An 18919-nucleotide genomic window follows, 5' to 3' on the forward strand; every position below is an offset into this window, starting at 1 on the left:
GCCGGTCGCGGACCTGCGGTCGCCACCCCCTTGAGCTGCAGGAATTCAGTCGTCGGGGGTCGGCGGCCGCAAGGTTCCCTGCCCCGGCCCACTCCCCTCACACGGAGGTGTGACGTACGCCTCTGCCCGGTTCGCACCCGGCTCGCCCCCGGTTCGCACCCGATTCGCGCGGCGGGCGAACGTTCCGGGCCGCACCGGCGTCGTAGGAGAAACAGAGTGAGGGGGTGGGCAGTGCTGCGCGGAAGGATCCGGCGTGGCCGGCAGGCGTCCGGCGCCGTGGACGACGACCCGCTGGACGCGGCGCAGGAACGCCGGGTACGGGCGGTGCTCGCGCTCGGCGGGGTGCCGCAGACCGACCTGCCGGACGGGGTGCAGCAGGTCCGGCTGCGGCTGCTGGAGCGTGCCGTGAGCGGGCAGGAGGCGCCCCGGGACGTCTCGGCCTGGGCCGCCGTCGTCGCCTCCCACCTCGCCATGGACTGGCACCGGGCCAGACGGCGCCAGGAACGGCTCGGCGAACGCCTCGCCGCGCTGCGCCCCGCCGGACCCCCGGCCGACGAGGAGACCCGCCTGCTCTCCCTCGCCGTCGCCCGCGGCCTGGACGGGCTGCCCGACGCCCAGCGCCAGGTCGTCGTGCTGCGCTTCTACGCCGACCTGCCGGTGCGCTCGATCGCCGAGCAGCTCGGCGTGCCCGAAGGCACGGTCAAGAGCCGGCTGCACACGGCCGTACGGGCCCTGCGCGCCCGCCTGCACGAGGACGAGGTGGTGTGACGTGGCCGTCCACGACGACGACCGGAACGACACCGGCGACGAGCGCGGCACCGAGCACGACGGCCCTCAGCGCGACGGCACCGAGTACGAAGGCGTCGACGCCCTCATGGCCGCGATCCTCGACGAGCCGCTGCCCGCCGCGGCCCGGCGGGACCCGGCGTTCACGGCCGCGCGGGACGCGGCCGCCGCCGACGTCGCCGTGCTCAGGAAGCACCTGGGCCTGATCGGGGAGACGCTGGCAGCCGTGGGGACGCCGGCAGCGCGAGAGAAGGCCGTGGGGCCGGAGGCTGCTCCGGCGGCCGTGACCGGGACGTCTACCAGCCCCGGTGGCAGGCCCACGACGGGCCCCCGCGCGCCGGTGACGCCCCTGCCCTCGCGCCGCGCGCCCCGTCGCCCGCTGCGGGTCGCCCTCGGCGCGCTCGCCGCCGCGGCGGCCGCCGCGGCGGTCCTCGGTACGGGCTGGCTCGTGGCGCAGCCCGGGCAGGGCGACACCGCCTCCTCGGCAGCCGAGTCCGCCGACAAGGCGGCCGGCGACGAGCGGTCCACGGGTGCCGGGGACCCGGCCGGTGACCTGTTCGGCAGTCCCCGCCACCTCGCCTGCGCCCGGCTCGTCGCCGAGGGCACGGTGACCGGGGTGGAGCCGGTACCGGGCGCCGGAGGGGACCGCGTCACGCTGGAGGTGACCCGCGGCTACAAGCCGGAGCCGGAGCCCGGCACGAACGCGGGGGACCGGGACGAGGTCACCTTCCTGACCGGGGCCACCGGCCGGCCCCGGCTGCGCACCGGCGACCAGGTCCTGGTCGGCCTGCCCCGCGAGGGGACCGTCCCGGACGCCGTGATCGTCGGCGAGGAGGGCATCGCCCCCGAGCGGGCGCGCATCACCGCCGCCCTGCCCGCCTCCCGCACCCTGACCTGCGAGTGACCGACGCGGGCGCGGGGCGCGTACGGCGAAAGGGGCGGGCGTCCTCGTGGACGCCCGCCCCTGCCGCTGGTGGCCGTCGGTTACGGCACGACCTTCCCGATCGTCACGCTGCCCGTGCCCGCGACCGTGCCGCGCGCGTTGACCAGCTGGACCTGGCCGAAGAACTCGCGGCCCTCGGGGGCCGCCGCGGCGGCCGTGACGGTGCCGGAGACGGTGGCCGACTCGCCCGTGCCGATCCGCACCGGCGTGGAACCGTCGACCGTGACCTCGCCGAGCGCGGCGGAGAAGAACACGTCCCGGTAGTCGTAGTCGGTGGAACCGGCCGGGACGGAGTAGCCCACGACCTCGACGGTGTACGTACCGGCCGCCGGGTCGGCGACGGACACCGACTCCTCCGAGTCGCCGTCGGCGGACTGGCCGACGAGGGCGCCGGCCGCGTCGTAGACCGCGAGGTCCAGGTCGGCGGAGGCGTCGGAGACGTTGCCGATGGCGACGTCGAGCGACGCCGCGCCCTCGGGCACCTCGACCGTGGTGGTGCGGACGTCACCCGTGCCGATGGCCGGACGGTCCGACAGGGCGGAGCCCAGCGGGCCGCCGACCAGCTTGCCGTCCAGGTCGGCGGCCTCGTTGGTCACGTTCCAGGAGACGTCCGCCGGGGTACCGACCCCGGCCTCCGGCACGGTCACGGTCTCGGGGTCGAAGACCGCGCCGAGCACGGCGACGTCCAGCTTGTACGGGTTCTTCAGCAACGGCGAGGTGCGGCGCGCCTCGACCTCGATCTCCCAGACGCCCGGCTGCGGGTTCACGTACGAACGCAGGTCGGGACGGCAGGCGTTGGCCGGGTTGCTGTAGTTCGGGTAGCAGTTGACGGTCGACGTCGGGTCGGCCGGGACGCCGTACGGGTGGATGGCGACGAACCGGGTCTGGCTCGTGGCCTTCAGCCCGCTCATCGCGATCTCCAGCGTCTTCACGCCCTCGGGCACGGTGACGAAGTAGGAGGTCGTGGCGTTGCGCTGGGCGGTGCCGGAGGCGGAGAAGGTGTGCGCCAGCGGGGCCGAGACGACCACGGTGCTCAGGATCTGCCGGTCGACGCCCTCGGTGCGCGGGTCGTCGACCTCGAGGATGGCGCTCTTGAGGCCGGCCGACCGGGGCGAGGCCTGGACCGTGACGGTCACCGGCTCGTTCAGCGGCAGCCGCACGTCGTCGTCGCCGACGATGCGGAAGACGCGGTCGGTGTTGTTCTCGAGGTCGAGCTCGTGCCGGATCGCGCGGTCGGGACCGGACGTACGGGTGATGGTGATGTCGTACGTCTTCTTCTGGCCCGCCTTCAGGCCGCCCTCGCGGTCGTAGAGGCCGGTGCCGAAGCCGGGGGTCTCCAGGAACTGCTCGATCGCGGTGTCGACCGGCGCCTTCACGCTGTACTCGTGCGCGGTGGCCCCGTCGCGGATCGAGTCCCAGGCCTCCTCGACGTCGATGAGGCCGGCGCCCTCCTCGTAGGCCTGCAGGCCCCTGACGTGCCGGGCGGTGGAGGTGAGGGCGGTGCGCAGCTCGGCGGGCGTCAGGTCGATGCGCTTCTGCTTCGCGGCCGACAGCAGCAGCGCGGCGGAGCCCGCGGCCTGCGGGGACGCCATCGAGGTGCCCTGGAGCATGCCGTAACCGGCCGGCAGGCCGTAGCCCGCCTCGGCGACCGGCTGGCCCGCCGCCCAGGTCTGGATGGTGTTGATCGCCGCGCCGGGCGCGATCAGCGTCGGCGTGAAGCCGCCGTCCTCCCGCGGGCCGCGGGAGGAGAACGGCATCATGGCGTACTTCGTCTTCACGACGGAGCCGTAGTTGGCGGCCCAGGTCTCCCTGGAGACGGACGCGCCGACCGAGATGACCTTGTCGGCCAGGGCCGGGTCGCCGATGGTGTTGGCGCCGGGGCCGGAGTTGCCCGCGGAGATCACCAGCTGGACGCCGTAGGTGTCGATGAGGCGGGTGTACAGCTCGGCGCGGGCGTTGTTGCCGTCGTTGAGGGCGGGCAGGCCGCCGATGGACATGTTGACGATGTCGACACCGCGCTCGGTGACGAGGTCGATCATGCCCTCGGTCAGCGCCACGTTGGTGCAGCCGCCGGACCAGGTGCAGGCACGGGAGGAGACGAGCTTCGCGCCGGGCGCCGCGCCGTCCATCTGCCCGCCGAACAGGCCGTTGGCGGCGGTGATGCCGGCGACGTGCGAGCCGTGCGAGCCTTCGATGACACCGATGTTGACGAAGTCGGCCGTCTTGCCGACCCAGTCCCCGCCGTACGGGTCCATCGGGACGTCCTCGCGGATCTCCACGACGAACGGCTGGCGCTCGGCGACGTCGGTGGCCGGGTCGTCGGTGCCGAAGTACCCGATCTGGAAGCCGTCCTTGTAGGGCTTCATCGGGGTGTCGTCGGAGAAGTCCTGGTTGTCGTTCAGGTCGACCCGGACGGTGCCCGCCTCGGCGTCGTACAGCACGCCCCAGGAGTCGGTGGTGTCGCCGTCGCGGTTGGCGTCGCCGCCCGCGTCGCCGCCGGTGGTGTACGACTCCAGGAAGGTGCTGACCCGGTACGAACCGGCGGGGGCCTGCCAGGTCGTGCCGTTGTACGTGAAGGTCGGGCCGGAGACCGAGGAGGTCATCGGGCGCCAGGTCCGGTCGCCGTCGACGATCGGGTCGGTCGCCGTCACCCAGTCGACGATCTTGCGCTCGCCGGTGGTGGTCTTCTGCAGCGCCGGGTGGGCCAGGTCCACGCCCGAGTCGAGGATGCCGATGGTGACGCCGCGGCCGTCCGCCGTGCGGTTCTTCTTCACGAAGTCGACGGCGCCCGTCTCGAAGGACGGGTTGTACGGGTTCTTCGCGGGGGTCCGCCCGTCGGGGCCCGGGTAGGTGGCGGAGCCGCCCTTGCCCTTGGCCTTGGCGGTGGTGTCCGCGGCCGGGGTCGGGTCGTCGAGCGGGATCTCGTCGCGCAGGTCGATGCCGTGCACGGTGGAGAGCTTGGCGGCGGCGGCGATGGCCGAGTCCGCCTTGGCGGTGGGGACGGTGGCGCGGACGTAGCCGAGCCTGTCGTGGGTCCGGCCGACCGAGCCGCCCTTCACCGCGTTCAGCTCCTCGGCGACCTGCTCGGTCCTGCCGGGGGCGGTGGCGATCATCATCGTGACGTTCTCGGCGCCGTCGGCCTTGGCCTCGGCGAGGAGGTCGGCGTCGCCCGAACCGAGTTTGTCGTGCGCGGACTTGACGTCACCGTCGACGGGTGCGGCGGCCGGCGCGTCGGCGGCGGCCGCCAGAGGTATCGGCCCGACCGCACAGAGCGCGGCGACGAGGCCGGCGGCCAGGGAGATACGGGCCGCGCGTCTCGCGCCCGACAGCGGTTCGCGCGGGGAGGACTGGGTCATCGGCATCCCTCGTAAGTAAAGGCACCATCGTGGAGCGACCGGAGCCGATCGACCCTGGCCGCGATCGTCCGGAATGCGATCCCGGACGATCGTTGAGCCTTACGCAAGGGGTGTGTGTTTGGCGAGGGTTGGCTGAATCGAGATGAATGTATGGGGAAAACCCGCGATGCGTTTATGGGGTGTCGGGGGTCGAAGCGGGCAAGTCGCCCGGGGGTGGGCCCCGTGGGCGCTCGCGGGGTAACGTCCCGGAATGCGGCGGACCCTGAGGGTGGCGGCCTACGCCGTGGTGGTGTGCGACGGACGGCTCCTGCTGGCCCGGTCCCCGGTGCCCGGAGGTGATCCGGAGTGGGTGCTGCCGGGCGGTGGCATGGAGCACGGCGAGGATCCGTACGACACCGTGCGGCGGGAGGTCGAGGAGGAGACCGGGTATCGCGTCGAGGTCACCGGACTGCTCGGCGTGGACTCCGTCCGGCGCGCTCTTCCCCGCCGCCCGCTCCGGCTCCACCGCGCCGTCGACCATCAGGCCGTACGACTGGTCTACGAGGGGCGGATCGTCGGCGGCGAGCTGCGCAGCGAGATCGGCGGCTCCACCGAACTGGCCGCCTGGCGGCCCCTGGACGCCGTCGCGGACCTGCTCAGGGTCGGCCTGGTCGACACCGGGCTGCGGCTGTGGCGGGAGCGCCCGGCGGAGGGACGGGTGGGACAGGCGGAAGGCTGACGGGTGGAGCGCGTGAACCTCTGGACCTCGTGAGCCGATGGGAAGCGATGCCCGTAATGCGAAGGGGTGGCGTTCCTGGGGTTCCCCGTGAAGTGAACGCGGCGTGACCGGTCCCGGACCGGCGCGGAAGCACGGGCCGACGGCCCGGGTGGTCCAAGATCCACGTACGGCGATCGGCGTCGCGCGTTGCCGCCGCGTTCACACGCAGGCCATTCCCGCTGCCAAGCATCCAGTACGAGCGGGACGTCCACCCGGCGAACCACCGGCGAGCGCCCCGCGGTCACTGCCGATGCGTTCGCACCCGGGGAGACAAGCGCCATGTCGCGCATACGCCCAGTAGCCGGCTCCACCGCACTCCACCGCCGTTCCCTCCTCACCGCCACCGGTGCCCTCGCCCTCTGCGCCGGTGCCGGATACGCCCTGCTGCCCGGCGGCGACCGGGCCGTGGCCGCCGGCAGTGCCGACGCCGCCGCGGACGAGGCCGTACCGGCCTCCTCCCGGCAGGCGCCGGCCGCCCCGCTCGCCCCGTACACGCGCGGCACCACCGTCGCCGGAGTGTCCGCACCGCGCGGCGGCGGTGGCGCCGGCTACCGGCGCCTCGCCGAGGGGCCGGGCTGGGGGCGGGTGGTGCGCGGGGAGCTGGCCGGTGCCCGCTCCGGCCGGGACGACCGCCGCACCACGCTGGCCGCGTTCGTACAGCTCACCGACCTGCATGTGATCGACACGCAGCATCCGCTGCGCCTGGAGTACCTGCGCTCCACCGATGTGCACGCCTGGCGGCCGCACGAGGCGCTCACCGTGCACGGCGCGGTCTCCCTCGTCGAGCGGATCAACTCCCTGCGCGGCGCCCCCGTCACCGGTTCCCCGCTGCACTTCGCGATGACCACCGGCGACAACACCGACAACAACACCCGCTCCGAACTGGACTGGTACCTGACCGCGCTCAGCGGCGGCCGCATCGCCCCCAACAGCGGGGACCCGCGCCAGTACGAGGGCGTCCAGAACAGCGGTCTGCGCCAGTACTGGCAGCCGGACGCCACCACCCGCGACGCCGACAAACAACTCGGCTTCCCGCACCTCGACGGCTTCCTCGCCGCGGCCGTCCGGGAGGTGAACAGCCCCGGCCTCAACCTCCCCTGGTACTCCACCGTCGGCAACCACGACGCGATGCCCCTCGGCTGCTACGCCTCCCACGGCGACCCGTACCTCACCGAACTCGCCGTCGGCGGCCGCAAGCTGATGGAGCTCGGGGCGGCCGAGGCGAAGAAGCTCCGGCAGACCATCAAGAAGGCCACCGACCCGCGGGGCGTCCAGTACGGCGCGTTCCTCAGGTCCCAGGCCCGCGCCATGCGGCCGGTGACCCCCGACGAGGCGCGCGCCCCCTTCACGCCCGCCGAGTACGTCGAGGCCCACCTGGATCCCGCCTACCGCGGGTTCGGGCCGGTGGGGCACGGCTACTCCGCCGCCAACCTCGACGCGGGCACCCAGTACTACGCGTTCCGCGTCTCCGAGGACGTCATCGGCATCAGCCTCGACACCACCGACCCCGGCGGCCACTACACGGGCTCCCTCGGCACGGCCCAACTGCTGTGGCTGCAAAGGACACTGCGCACCAACAGGAACGCCCGCGCGATCGTCTTCAGCCACCACACCAGCAAGTCGATGACGAACACGCACCGCGACCCGGCCCGCCCCGACGAGCGGCGCCACGACGGCGGGGAACTCGTCGAACTCCTCGGCAGCCACCCCAACGTGGTGGCCTGGGTCAACGGCCACATCCACCGCAACGCCGTCACCCCGCACACCGGTTCGGCCGGTTCCTTCTGGGAGATCTCCACCGCCTCCCACGTCGACTTCCCCCAACTCGCCCGCGTCATCGAGCTGGTGGACAACAAGGACGGAACCCTCTCCCTGTTCACCACCCTGGTCGAGTCCGCGGCCCCGGCCCGCACGGACTACAGCGACCTCACCCAGACCGGCCTCGCCGCCCTCTACCGCGAGCTGTCCTGCAACGCCCCCGGCGCCCGCACCGACCTCGGCGGAACCCCCCAGGACCGCAACACGGAGCTCCTGCTCAAGGCGTAGGGCCGGGGCGGGGCGGAGCGCGTCGGGACGAACGGCCCGGGGGCTCTGCCCCGGGGCCGGTTCAACGCGGCAGCACCACGACGTAGGCCGCGGGCTCGCGGTCGTCCGCCGCCATCAGGGCCGTACGGATCACCGCCGCCTGCTGCTCCGCCGCGTCCCGCAGCCTGCGCGGGGCGATCCGCACGACCGTGATGCCGAGCCGCTCCAGGTGCTCCCGCTTGCGGGAGTACTCGGCCCGCGGAATGCCGTCGTCCCGGCGGTTCTCCCGGCGGTTCTCCGGGCGGTCGTCCCGGTGGGTGTCCAGGTCGAGTGCCACGGCCTGCTGCGGCCAGTACGCGTCCAGGCCGCCGAGGCGGGGGCCGCCCGGCAGGCTCAGGTCCACGTTCCACAGCGGGTCGGGCAGACCGTACTCGCGCACCATCCGGTACAGGCGGTCCTCCGCGTGCGCACGCCCCTCGGCCACCAGGGAGTTCACCGCCTGCTCCACCTGCGGCCGGTCCAGCAGCCTCGCGGCGGTCAGTTCCCGTACCAGCGCGGCCGCGTCGCAGTGGCCGCCGGTCACCGCCTCCGTGAGCAGCCTGCGCACCGTGCCCGCGTCGGCCAGGCCCGCCACCGCGTCGGCCAGTGCCCGCGGGACCGGTGCCACCGGTACGCCCGCCAGTCGCTCGGGGGCCGGCAGCACCGGGGCGCGGACGATGCGCACACAGCCCGTGGAGCGCAGCCGGCGCAGCCGCGGGACCAGTACGTCGATGGTGCCCAGGGAGGGCAGCGGGGGAGCGGAGGAGAAGCCGTGCAGGGCCAGCGCGGCGAGACCGGTGATCATCGCGTCCTCGTAGTGCGGGGCCGTCGGGTCCGCCGGGCCGGGCTGGTCGGGGACGTGCCCGGACCTGCCGGGGGACCGCTCCCGCGCCGTGTACAGCAGCACCGCGTGCAGCCGCTCCTCGCTGGTCGGCGGACCGGGGTGGAGCAGGACGACGCCGGGCAGGAGCAGCTGCCAGGGTCCGCCGGGGCGGCACTGGTCGTCGGCCTGCGCGGCCGGGACGCCGTGCGAGCGGAGACGGGCGGTCGTGAGCACGCGCCGCGGCCCGGCGCCGAGAGGGCGCGGGGAGAGCGGGGGAAGCGGGGGAAGCGGGAAATCGTGGTTCATGTCCGGCAATCTCCCGTGCCGGGGCCGCTCCCGAAGCCCTGTTGCACGCCCGTCGGCAATCCGGTACAGGCCTGCCCCGGGGGACGCGTGTTCGGATGCCGAAAACCCCTGGTCCGCTCGAGTGGGACCAGGGGTCACGGTTGTTATTGACCGAATTTCGTAACGGTCGCGGAGTGCGCGTCCCGGCGGGGTGACCGCGGGCCTGTCCTGCGGGACGCGCCCGCGGTCACCCCGCCGCCGCGTCGCACGCCTGGCCGCGCAGCGCACGGGCCAGGTCGTCCCGGGCCTCCAGCACCAGACGGCGCAGTGCCGGGGGCGCGTCCTCGTGGGCCGCGAGCCACGCGTCCGTCGCGTCCAGCGTCCCGGGCGAGTCCAGCAGTTCGGGGAACAGTCCCCGCACCACGTGCATGCCGATCTGGATCGACCGCTCCTCCCACACCCGCTCGATCACCGCGAAGTACTTCTCCGCGTACGGGGCGAGCAGCTCCCGCTGCGAGGGCTGGGCGAAACCGGCGATGGTCGCCTCCACCAGCGAGTTGGACAGCTCCCGCGACTCCACGACCCGGTCCCAGTCCGCCGCCTTGACCTCCGCCGACGGGCGGGCGGCCAGGCAGCGGACCTGGTGACGCCTGCCGGAGGCGGTGTCGTCCCGGGCCAGCTCCTCGGCCAGCGCCTTCTCGTCGGCGAGCCCGTGCGCGGCCAGCGGCTCCAGGAACACCCAGCGCAGTTCCTGGTCGACGTCGAGCCCCTCGACCGTCACCGTGCCCGACAGCAGCTCCTGGAGCAGCTGGAAGTCGCCCGGCGCGCCGGCCGACCGGGCGAAGAAGCGGGCCCAGGCCAGCTGCTGCTCGCTGCCCGGCGCGGCGGCCTCCAGCTCGCGCCGGGCGCCCTCGGCGAGCAGCCGGCCGCCGGTCTCCCGCCAGGCGGGCGCCGCGTAGTGGACGATCGCCGACTCGGCCCAGGCGTGCAGCATCTGGAGCACGCCGATGTCGGACTCGCGCCCGCCGAACCGCAGGACCAGGTCCACGAACTCCCGCGCGGGCAGCAGCGCGTCCCGGGTGAGGTTCCACAGCGCCGACCAGCACAGGGCGCGGGCCAGGGGGTCGGTCAGCGCGCCCAGGTGTCCGCGGAGCGTGGCCAGCGAGGTCTCGTCGAAGCGGATCTTGCAGTACGTGAGGTCGTCGTCGTTGACCAGCACCAGCTCGGGCGCGTCGGCCCCGGCGAGTTCCGCGACGACCGTACGGGCCCCGTCGACGTCCGCCTCGGCGCGCGCGTACCGCTCCAGCGCGCCGTCGTCCGTCCGCCGGTACAGGCCCACCGCGACCCGGTGCGGGCGCAGTTCCGGGAGCGACTCGGCGGCCTCCTGCACCACCGCCAGCTCGTCGATCCTGCCCTCCGCGGTCAACAGCACCTGTGGCGTCAGGGAGTTGACCCCGGCCGTCTGGAGCCAGGCCCGCGACCACGCCGTCATGTCGCGCCCGCTGGTCTCCTCGAGGACCGACAGCAGATCACCGAGCCGGGTGTTGCCGTACGCGTGCCGCTTGAAGTAGCGCCGGGCGCCCTCCAGGAAAGCGTCCTGGCCGACGTACGCCACCAGCTGCTTGAGCACCGAGGCGCCCTTGGCGTACGTGATGCCGTCGAAGTTCAGCTTGGCGTCCTGCAGGTCGCGGATGTCCGCGGTGACCGGGTGCGTGGACGGCAGCTGGTCCGCGCGGTACGCCCAGGCCTTGCGACGGTTGGCGAAGGTGACCCAGCCGTCGGTGAACCGGGTGGCGCCCACGAGCGAGAAGGCGCCCATGAAGTCGGCGAAGGACTCCTTCAGCCACAGGTCGTCCCACCACTCCATGGTGACCAGGTCGCCGAACCACATGTGCGCCATCTCGTGCAGGATCGTGTTGGCGCGGCCCTCGTAGGACGCCCGGGTGACCTTGCCGCGGAAGATGTACTCCTCCCGGAAGGTCACCAGACCCGGGTTCTCCATCGCGCCCAGGTTGTACTCGGGCACGAACGCCTGGTCGTACTTCCCGAAGGGGTACGGGTAGTCGACGTGGTCGTGGAAGAAGTCCAGGCCCTGCTTGGTCACCAGGAAGACGTCGTCGGCGTCGAAGTGCGGCGCGAGACCCTTGCGGCACATCGCGCCGAGCGGGATCTCCAGCCGTGTGCCGTCGGGCAGTTCACGCTCGTAGGAGTCGGTGACGTAGTGGTACGGCCCGGCGACCACGCAGGTGATGTACGTCGAGATCGGCTTGGTCTCCGCGAACCGCCACACGCCGTCGGTGAGTTCACCGACCCCGTTGCTCCACACCGTCCAGCCCTCGGGGGCCCGCACCTCGAAGCGGTGGGGCGCCTTGAGGTCGGGCTGTTCGAAGGTGGCGTACACCCGGCGGGCGTCGGCCGGCTCGTACTGGGTGTAGAGGTACACCTCGCCGTCCTCGGGGTCGACGAAGCGGTGCAGGCCCTCGCCGGTACGGGAGTACGCGCACCACGCGTCGACGATCAGCTCGTTGTCGGCGGCGAGGTCGTCGAGGAGCAGCCGGGAGCCGTCGAACACCTCGCCCGGGTCGAGGTCCCGCCCGTTGAGCGAGACGGCCGTCACGCTCGGCGCGATCAGGTCCGCGAAACTGCTCGCGCCGGGCTCCGCGCAGCGGAACCGGACGGTCGTCACCGAGCGGAACGTGCGCGGCCCGTCCACGCCGCCCCCGCCCTCCCCGCCGGCCGTGCCGATCGCAGTGCGCAGGTCGAGGGACACCTCGTACCCGTCCACCGACAACAGTGCGGCCCGCTCCCGGGCCTCGTCGCGGGTCAGGTTCTCACCGGGCACAGGCGGACTCCTCATGCGTCGTCTCGTGCGTCGTCGACATCGACAGGTCTGTACAGCACCGATCCTGCCATGCGCCCCTGACACGTGGCAGGAGGGAAGGGGAGGGGCGGGAATGAGGGGTGGAGCGCGGGTGTTTCCCGGGGAAGCGATTGCCCGCACCTGATTCCCTTCCGAGGAGCGACATGCCGGACGCGTCCACCACCACTCCTGTCGACTTCTGGTTCGACCCGCTGTGCCCCTGGGCCTGGATGACCTCCCGCTGGGTGCTGGAGGTGGAGAAGGTGCGGGACATCAAGGTCCGCTGGCACCTGATGAGCCTCGCCGTTCTCAACGAGGACAAGCTCGACGAACTGCCCGAGGAGTACGCCGAGATGCTCGCGACCAAGGCGTGGGGCCCCGTCCGTGTCGTCGCCGCGGCCCAGGAGGAGCACGGCGCCGAGGTGCTCGGCGACCTCTACACCGCGATCGGCACCCGCATCCACAACGACGGCGAGGGCCCGACGAAGGAGGCCGTGGCCGCCGGCCTGAAGGAGGCCGGGCTGCCCGGCTCCCTCATGGACCACTGGGACGCCACCCCCTACGAGCCCCAGCTGCGCGCCTCCCACAAGGAGGGCATCGACAAGGTCGGCCAGGACGTCGGCACCCCGGTCATCGCCGTGCCCGGCGCCGACGGCGAGCAGATCGCCTTCTTCGGTCCGGTCGTCACCCCCGCCCCCAAGGGTGAGGAGGCCGCCCGCCTCTGGGACGGCACCCTCGCCGTGGCCTCCGTGCCCGGCTTCTACGAGATCAAGCGGACGCGGACGAAGGGCCCGGACTTCGGCAACCTGTGACGGGACGCTCCGGGGCCGGCCGCTTCGGACAGGGGTGACACCGGGACCGTCACTCCGGTTCGGGCAGGCGGATGGGCTTGGGGAACGGCTTCACCGTCCACCCCGTGCGCAGGTTGCGGCACTGCCTGCCGGACTCCGGGTCCAGTACGTTCACGCAGATCCAGAACTCGTTCACCCCCGCCCGCCCCAGCCTCTCCTTGAGCTGCTCCTGCTCCGCCCTGTTCAGCTGACGATGCGGTTGCTCCGCGTCGCATGTCGAGCAGGGGTACTTCTTGGTCCTGGCTGTCGTCATGAGGCACTTTGACCCGGAATGCCGCATACCGGAAGCCCCCGCGAGTCGAGTCCTCGCGGGGGCTTCCGTCTTTCCGCCTGCCGGGTGAACGGTGAGAAGACGGTCACGGGGGCAGGATGCTTATTGCAGATTGCTTGCAACTGCAGGCTAGCAGCAGGAGTGGTGTGCGCGGGGTTCGGTTCCCCGGGTCCGTGTGCGAGCCCTGGGAGGAGCGTGCCCCGGCCCGCTGCCGGACGTAGCCCGCGGCCGCCAGGAGGAGGGTCATGCCGCCCGTCGAGTACAGCTGCACGCGCGTGTCCGGCTCCCGGGCCATCAGGACGAAGACGGCGGCCATCCCGGCCAGGGCGATCCACGTCAGCCACGGGAACGCCCACATCCGGACGACCAGCTCCTGGGGCGCCTCGCGCTCCAGGACGCGGCGCAGCCGCAGCTGCGAGACGGCGATGAAGATCCAGACGACGAGGATCACCGCGCCGATCATGTTCAGCAGCCAGGAGAAGACGTCGTCGGGCCGCCAGTAACTGAGCAGCACGCACAGGAACCCGAAGACCGACGAGGCCGGCACCGCGACCCTCGGCACCCCGGCCGACACCAGGCCCAGCACCTTCGGCCCCTGGCCGCGCCGCACCAGGGAGTAGCCGATGCGCGAGGCGCCGTAGATGTTGGCGTTCATCGCGGACAGCAGCGCCACCAGCACCACGACGTTCATCAGCTGCCCGGCGCCCGGGATGCCGAGCCGGTCCAGGGCGGCGACGTACGGGCCCTGCTCGACGACCGCCGGCGAGTCCCACGGGACCAGGGCGACGATGACCGCCATCGAGCCGACGTAGAACAGCGCGATCCGCCACATCGCCGTACGGACCGCGCTCGCGACACCCTTGACCGGGTTCTCCGACTCCGCCGCGGCGATGGTCACCGTCTCCAGGCCGCCGTACGCGAAGACGGACGCGAGCAGGCCGATCACCAGCCCCTCGCCGCCGTTCGGGAGCAGCGGGGTGAGGTTCGAGGTGCCGGGGGAGCCGGTGCCCGGCAGAACGCCCGCGACGGCCAGCACGCCGAGCACCAGGAACAGCGAGATCGCGCCGACCTTCAGTGCCGCGAACCAGAACTCGAACTCGCCGAACTTCTTCACGGCCGCGAGGTTCGTGGCGCAGAACACCACCATGAACAGTGCCACCCACGCCCACTCGGGCGTACCCGGGAGCCAGCCGGTGACGATCTTCGCGGCGCCGATGCCCTCCAGGCCGACCGCCGTGCACAGCAGCACCCAGAACGCCCAGCCCGACCGGAGCCGGCCGCTTTGGCGGGACCCTACAGACGCCGACCGGCCGGGTCCTGTAGGGGAGGCCACGTCACCTCAGTGACCGGCATCACCCCGTACCCGGGTTGGCGGGAGTTCTTTGTCCGGAGCCCACCACGGGCCCGCCGGAGCCTTTGTCGGGCGCTGACGGTGATCGGCGCGAGGGCGCTGGGATAGCGTCGCGGTGTCCCGAACCGCCCTCACCTCCGCGGAGTCCCCATGAGCACCGCAGCCGCCCCATCCGCTCTGCCCCAGCAGGGCGGAACCCGAGTCGGCCTGGTCCTCGCCGACCTCGTCCCGGCGTCCCGCGTACGGGAGGTCGCCCTCGTCGTCGGAGGTGCCGCGCTCACCGGCATCGCCGCCCAGCTCGCCGTCCCCGTCCCGGGCTCCCCGGTCCCGGTGACCGGCCAGACCTTCGCCGCGCTCCTCGTCGGCACCGCCCTCGGCGCCCGGCGCGGTCTGTTCGCCCTCGCGCTGTACGCGATGGCGGGCGCCGCCGGCGTGCCGTGGTTCGCCGAGGGCGGGTCCGGCATCGGGATGCCGTCGTTCGGCTACGTCCTCGGCATGCTGCTGGCCGCGGTCGTGGTGGGTTCCCTCGCCCGCCGCGGCGCCGACCGCTCCGTCTGGCGGACGGCGGGCACCATGCTGCTCGGCTCGGCGGTCATCTACGCCGTCGGCGTGCCCTACCTGGCGCTGGCCACCGGCATGTCCGCCTCCGCCGCGGTCGCGGCCGGCCTCACTCCGTTCCTCATCGGCGACGCCCTGAAGGCGGCCCTGGCCATGGGAGTGCTCCCCACCGCCTGGCGGTTCGTCAACAAGCGCTGACGGCAGGACTCCTCGGGCCGATCCGGCACGGACGGACAGCAGGAAGGAGGCCGGCCGGGCGCGCGTACAGCGCCCGGCCGGCCTCCTTCCGTGTTCCCGGGGCTCATCGGGCGGGACCACCGGTGAGCCTGCCGGCGGGTCGGGCCGGCCCTCCCGCCGCCGTGGCCGCCGCGACCACCACGCCCCGGCCGCCCCGGCCGCGAGGAACGCGGCCCCGTCGTGCCGGTCGCTCCGCGCCGGCTCGGGGCCGGGCGGGGCGGCGCACGCCGCCGTGCCGGGCCCGCGGCGGCCGGCGCACGGTGCCCCGGGTCCCGCCCCTCGCGTCCCGTGCCCGTGCCCGTGCCTGTGCCCCGCCCCGCCGCTCCCGCGCGCGATCCGCCGTGTCACACTCGGGGCATGCGCGTGTACCTCGGTTCCGACCATGCCGGATACGAACTCAAGAACCACCTCGCCGCGTGGCTCGAGGAGGTGGGGCACGAGCCCGTCGACTGCGGGCCCCACCTCTACGACGCCCAGGACGACTACCCGCCCTTCTGCCTGCGCGCGGCCGAGCGGACCGCCGCCGACCCCGGCAGCCTCGGCATCGTGATCGGCGGCTCCGGCAACGGTGAGCAGATCGCCGCGAACAAGGTCAAGGGCGTACGGGCGGCCCTGGCGTGGAGCGAGGAGACCGCGGCGCTGGGCCGCACGCACAACGACGCCAACGTGGTCGCGGTGGGTGCGCGCATGCACACCACGGACGAGGCGACGAAGTTCGTCGAGATCTTCCTGGGCACCCCGTTCTCGGGCGACGAGCGCCACAGCCGCCGCATCGACATGCTCGCGGACTACGAGACCACCGGCGACCTCCCCCCGATCCCGCCCCACCACCCCCAGCAGTAGCCGGCGCCCGGCCCGTACCCGGCCGGCCCGTACGCGACCCGCCGGGGAGCGGCAGCTCCCACGGCGGGGCGGACGGATGTGCAGGCCCCGGCAGGCGGTGGCCGGCGACGGCGGAAGAGAGCAGAGAAGGAAGGGACCGGACCCGTGCCGGAGGGCCACACCATCCACCGGCTGGCCGAGGACTACGCCGCCGCCTTCGCCGACGGCGGCCCCCTGCGCGTCACCAGCCCCCAGGGCAAGTTCAGCGCCGCCGCCCTCCTCGACCGCACCCCCCTGCACACCGCCGACGCCCACGGCAAGCACCTCTTCCTCGGCTTCCGTGACCCCGATCCCGAGCACACCGCCTGGGTCCACATCCACCTCGGCCTCTTCGGCAAGGTCGCCCTGGGCCCGGCCCCCGTGCCCCCGCCCACGGACACCGTCCGCCTGCGCCTCGCGCATCCCACGGCGTACGCCGATCTCCGCGGACCCACCACCTGCGCCCTGATCACCGGCCCCGAGAAGCGGGCGGTACACGACCGCCTGGGCCCCGACCCCCTGCGCCCGGACGCCGAACCGGACGCCGCCTACCGCAGGATCAGCCGCAGCCGTACGACGATCGCCGCACTTCTCATGGACCAGAAGGTCATCGCCGGCGTCGGAAACGTCTACCGCGCCGAGGTCCTCTTCCGGCACCGCATCGACCCCTACCGCGCGGGCCGGGACATCACCCCCGCCGAGTGGGACGCGATCTGGACCGATCTGGTCGGGCTGATGCGCGAGGGCGTCAGCAACAACCGCATCGACACCGTCAGTCCGCAGCACACCCCGGAGGCGATGGGCCGCCCGCCGCGCGTCGACGACCACGGCGGCGAGGTGTACGTCTACCGCCGGGCCCATCAGCCCTGCCACCTCTGCGGCGGTGAGATCCGCACCGCCCCTCTCGCCGCCCGTAACCTCTTCTGGTGCCCCGCCTGCCAACACCGTTAGAGATTTTCCGCCGGACGCCCCCCGCGAGGGCCCCCGGTGAAGTTGACTGTGGAGTCGGTCCCCCAACGGGGGACAACCAGGACCTCCCGTGCCAAGTGGCCGGTCCGATGGATAGGGTCCCGAACTGATGGCAGCAGGACGAGAGAGGCGCGCAGAAGCCGACACGTTGACGGCCCGGGTGAAGAAGCAGTGGCACCGGGCCCGCGTCGGCGTGCGCCGGGCCGCCGTCGACTACTTCCGCGGGGACGGCTCCGACTGGATAGCCCTCGCGGGGCTGCTGCTGACGATCCCGCTCATCGCGGTGGCGACCCTGGCCAACTCCGTGTGGTTCGCGCCGTCCGCCCTGGTCCTGCCGATCGTCGCCGGCGGGCTGCTGCTGCGCCCGGCGAGCCTGCTCGGCCTGTACGCGGCGGCGGCGACCGCGCTGATCGTGGAGGCCGTCCGCCTCGGCCCGTACACCGAGGGCGCCTCCCGGGTCACCCCCGGCGTCGTCCTCGTGGTGGCCGCCGGAGGCTTCTTCGGCCTGGTCGTCGCCCAGTTCCGCAGCCGGGTCGGCGTACCCTGGCGGCGGGGCGGCACCATGCTGTTCGACCTGCGGGAACGCATCCGCGTCCAGAGCCAGTTGCCGACCCTGCCCAGCGGATGGCACCGGGAGATGTCCCTGCGCCCCGCGGGCGGCCAGTCCTTCTCGGGCGACTTCGTGGTCGCCGCCCGCACCAACGGCGGGCGCACGCTGGAAGTCGTCCTGACCGACGTGTCCGGCAAGGGCATGGACGCCGGATCGCGTGCCCTGCTGCTGTCCGGCGCCTTCGGCGGCCTGCTCGGCAGCCTCCCGCCGCACGCCTTCCTGCCGGCCGCCAACGGCTACCTCCTCCGCCAGGAGTGGGAGGAGGGCTTCGCCACCTCCATCCACCTCGTCCTCGACCTGGACTCCGGCGACTACGAGCTGTACTCCGCCGGACATCCGCCGGGCCTCCAACTCAGCGCGGGCAGCGGCAAATGGGAGGAGAAGACGGCCGACGGCCCGCTCCTCGGTGTCTACGACGGCGCCCAGTTCGACCCGGTGAAGGGCTCACTGCGCGCCGGCGACGTGCTGATGCTGTTCACCGACGGCCTGGTGGAGACGTCGGAGCGGGACATCGTCGAAGGCATCGACCGCCTCACCGGCGAGGCCGACCGCTATGTCGCCGGCGGCTTCCACGGAGCGGCCTGGCACCTCATCGAAGCGGTCGCCAAGGACGTCAACGACGACCGGGCGCTCCTGCTGATCTGCCGCGAGGGCCCGACGGCCGCCGCGACCCGCTGACCGGATGCCCCACGGCTCGGTGCCACCACTCTTCTGCCGTCCTCCGCTCTGCTCACCGTCGCAGGCGAGGGACACTGGGAGGGTGACCGGGACACCGCGCAACCTGCTGACCCCCGCCCAGATCGAGGCCACCGCCCGCGCCGTGCACGAGGGCCAGACCGACAAGGCGGGCGTGCCGTACGCCGAGCACCTGAGGGCCGTCGCCGAGGGCGTCGCGGCGCGCGGCGGCGACGAGGAGCAGGTCGCGGCGGCCTGGCTGCACGACGCCGTCGAGGACGGCAAGCTGTCGCAGGAGTGGCTCAGGGAAGCGGCACTGACCCGGCGGACCAAGGACATCGTCCTCGCGGTCACCAAACGGTCCGGGGAGCCGCCCGAGGTGTACGCGGCCCGCATCCTCGCGACGCCCGGCGCGCTCCTCGTGAAGGAGGCGGACCTGGCGCACAACGCCGATCCGGTGCGGCTGGCGGTGCTCGACGGGCAGACCCGCACCCGGCTGACCGAGAAGTACGCGCGGATGCGCACTCTCCTCGGCCTCGTGGCGGGCGACCGGCCGGCCTGACCGGCCTGACCGGACGCGGAACGACGGCCCGCACGTGCCACGCGTACACGACCGTGTACGCGGCCTCCGGGGGCCGGCTGCCACCCTTGACGGGCTCCCG

Annotated in this window: 14 protein-coding genes and 1 pseudogene; 10 read left to right on the plus strand and 5 right to left on the minus strand. The window is 73.2% G+C overall.

What is annotated here, in order from left to right; translation table 11 throughout:
• Positions 1-231 precede the first annotated feature (231 nt).
• Both TU30_RS20180 and TU30_RS20185 read left to right on the plus strand, forming a co-directional pair.
• Positions 232-768: an RNA polymerase sigma factor gene (locus TU30_RS20180; RefSeq protein WP_042171914.1), complete on the plus strand. Its 537-nt coding sequence runs from the start codon at positions 232-234 to the stop codon at positions 766-768.
• Between the two features lies 1 nt (position 769).
• Positions 770-1690 (plus strand): hypothetical protein, encoded by a 921-nt coding sequence (locus tag TU30_RS20185; protein ID WP_042171916.1) that lies wholly within the window; start codon positions 770-772, stop codon positions 1688-1690.
• 80 nt (positions 1691-1770) lie between these two features.
• On the opposite strand, the gene TU30_RS20190 is transcribed toward TU30_RS20185, so the two are convergent.
• Entirely contained in the window at positions 1771-5085 is a 3315-nt protein-coding gene (locus tag TU30_RS20190; RefSeq protein WP_042171918.1) for a S8 family serine peptidase, read from the minus strand.
• 250 nt (positions 5086-5335) lie between these two features.
• On the opposite strand from TU30_RS20190, the gene TU30_RS20195 reads away from it, so the two are divergent.
• Positions 5336-5803, plus strand: a complete 468-nt coding sequence (locus tag TU30_RS20195) for an NUDIX hydrolase (protein WP_199816876.1) — start codon at positions 5336-5338, stop codon at positions 5801-5803.
• Between the two features lie 318 nt (positions 5804-6121).
• The gene (locus tag TU30_RS20200) at positions 6122-7888 is read left to right on the plus strand and encodes a TIGR03767 family metallophosphoesterase (RefSeq protein ID WP_042171920.1); all 1767 of its coding nucleotides are present in this window, start codon (positions 6122-6124) and stop codon (positions 7886-7888) included.
• A gap of 61 nt (positions 7889-7949) precedes the next feature.
• Here TU30_RS20200 and TU30_RS20205 read toward each other — a convergent pair whose 3' ends face one another.
• Together TU30_RS20205 and pepN are read right to left on the minus strand one after the other, a co-directional pair.
• The gene (locus TU30_RS20205; protein WP_042171922.1) at positions 7950-9035 is read right to left on the minus strand and encodes a hypothetical protein; all 1086 of its coding nucleotides are present in this window, start codon (positions 9033-9035) and stop codon (positions 7950-7952) included.
• 226 nt (positions 9036-9261) lie between these two features.
• Entirely contained in the window at positions 9262-11856 is a 2595-nt protein-coding gene (gene pepN / locus TU30_RS20210; RefSeq protein ID WP_042171924.1) for an aminopeptidase N, read from the minus strand.
• Positions 11857-12038: 182 nt separating this feature from the next.
• On the opposite strand from pepN, the gene TU30_RS20215 reads away from it, so the two are divergent.
• The gene (locus TU30_RS20215) at positions 12039-12686 is read left to right on the plus strand and encodes a DsbA family protein (RefSeq protein ID WP_042171926.1); all 648 of its coding nucleotides are present in this window, start codon (positions 12039-12041) and stop codon (positions 12684-12686) included.
• A 49-nt stretch (positions 12687-12735) separates the two neighbouring features.
• Here TU30_RS20215 and TU30_RS20220 read toward each other — a convergent pair whose 3' ends face one another.
• Together TU30_RS20220 and TU30_RS20225 are read right to left on the minus strand one after the other, a co-directional pair.
• Complete coding sequence (locus tag TU30_RS20220) at positions 12736-12978, minus strand: hypothetical protein (RefSeq protein WP_042171928.1); 243 nt, start codon at positions 12976-12978, stop codon at positions 12736-12738.
• Between the two features lie 211 nt (positions 12979-13189).
• Positions 13190-14263, minus strand: a pseudogene (locus TU30_RS20225) (amino acid permease); the annotation flags it as partial.
• 234 nt (positions 14264-14497) lie between these two features.
• Between TU30_RS20225 and TU30_RS20230 the strand changes: the two are divergent.
• From TU30_RS20230 to TU30_RS20250, 5 genes are all read left to right on the plus strand, one after another.
• Complete coding sequence (locus TU30_RS20230; RefSeq protein WP_042171930.1) at positions 14498-15103, plus strand: biotin transporter BioY; 606 nt, start codon at positions 14498-14500, stop codon at positions 15101-15103.
• A gap of 396 nt (positions 15104-15499) precedes the next feature.
• Entirely contained in the window at positions 15500-15985 is a 486-nt protein-coding gene (locus TU30_RS20235; protein ID WP_042171932.1) for a ribose-5-phosphate isomerase, read from the plus strand.
• A gap of 144 nt (positions 15986-16129) precedes the next feature.
• Entirely contained in the window at positions 16130-16954 is an 825-nt protein-coding gene (locus TU30_RS20240) for an Fpg/Nei family DNA glycosylase (RefSeq protein WP_042171935.1), read from the plus strand.
• 127 nt (positions 16955-17081) lie between these two features.
• Positions 17082-18260: a PP2C family protein-serine/threonine phosphatase gene (locus TU30_RS20245; protein WP_042171937.1), complete on the plus strand. Its 1179-nt coding sequence runs from the start codon at positions 17082-17084 to the stop codon at positions 18258-18260.
• Positions 18261-18279: 19 nt separating this feature from the next.
• The gene (locus tag TU30_RS20250; protein ID WP_370626687.1) at positions 18280-18819 is read left to right on the plus strand and encodes an HD domain-containing protein; all 540 of its coding nucleotides are present in this window, start codon (positions 18280-18282) and stop codon (positions 18817-18819) included.
• Positions 18820-18919: the final 100 nt, after the last annotated feature.

Origin of the sequence: Streptomyces sp. NBRC 110035 (genome assembly GCF_000829695.1) — a bacterium.
GTDB lineage: Bacteria > Actinomycetota > Actinomycetes > Streptomycetales > Streptomycetaceae > Streptomyces.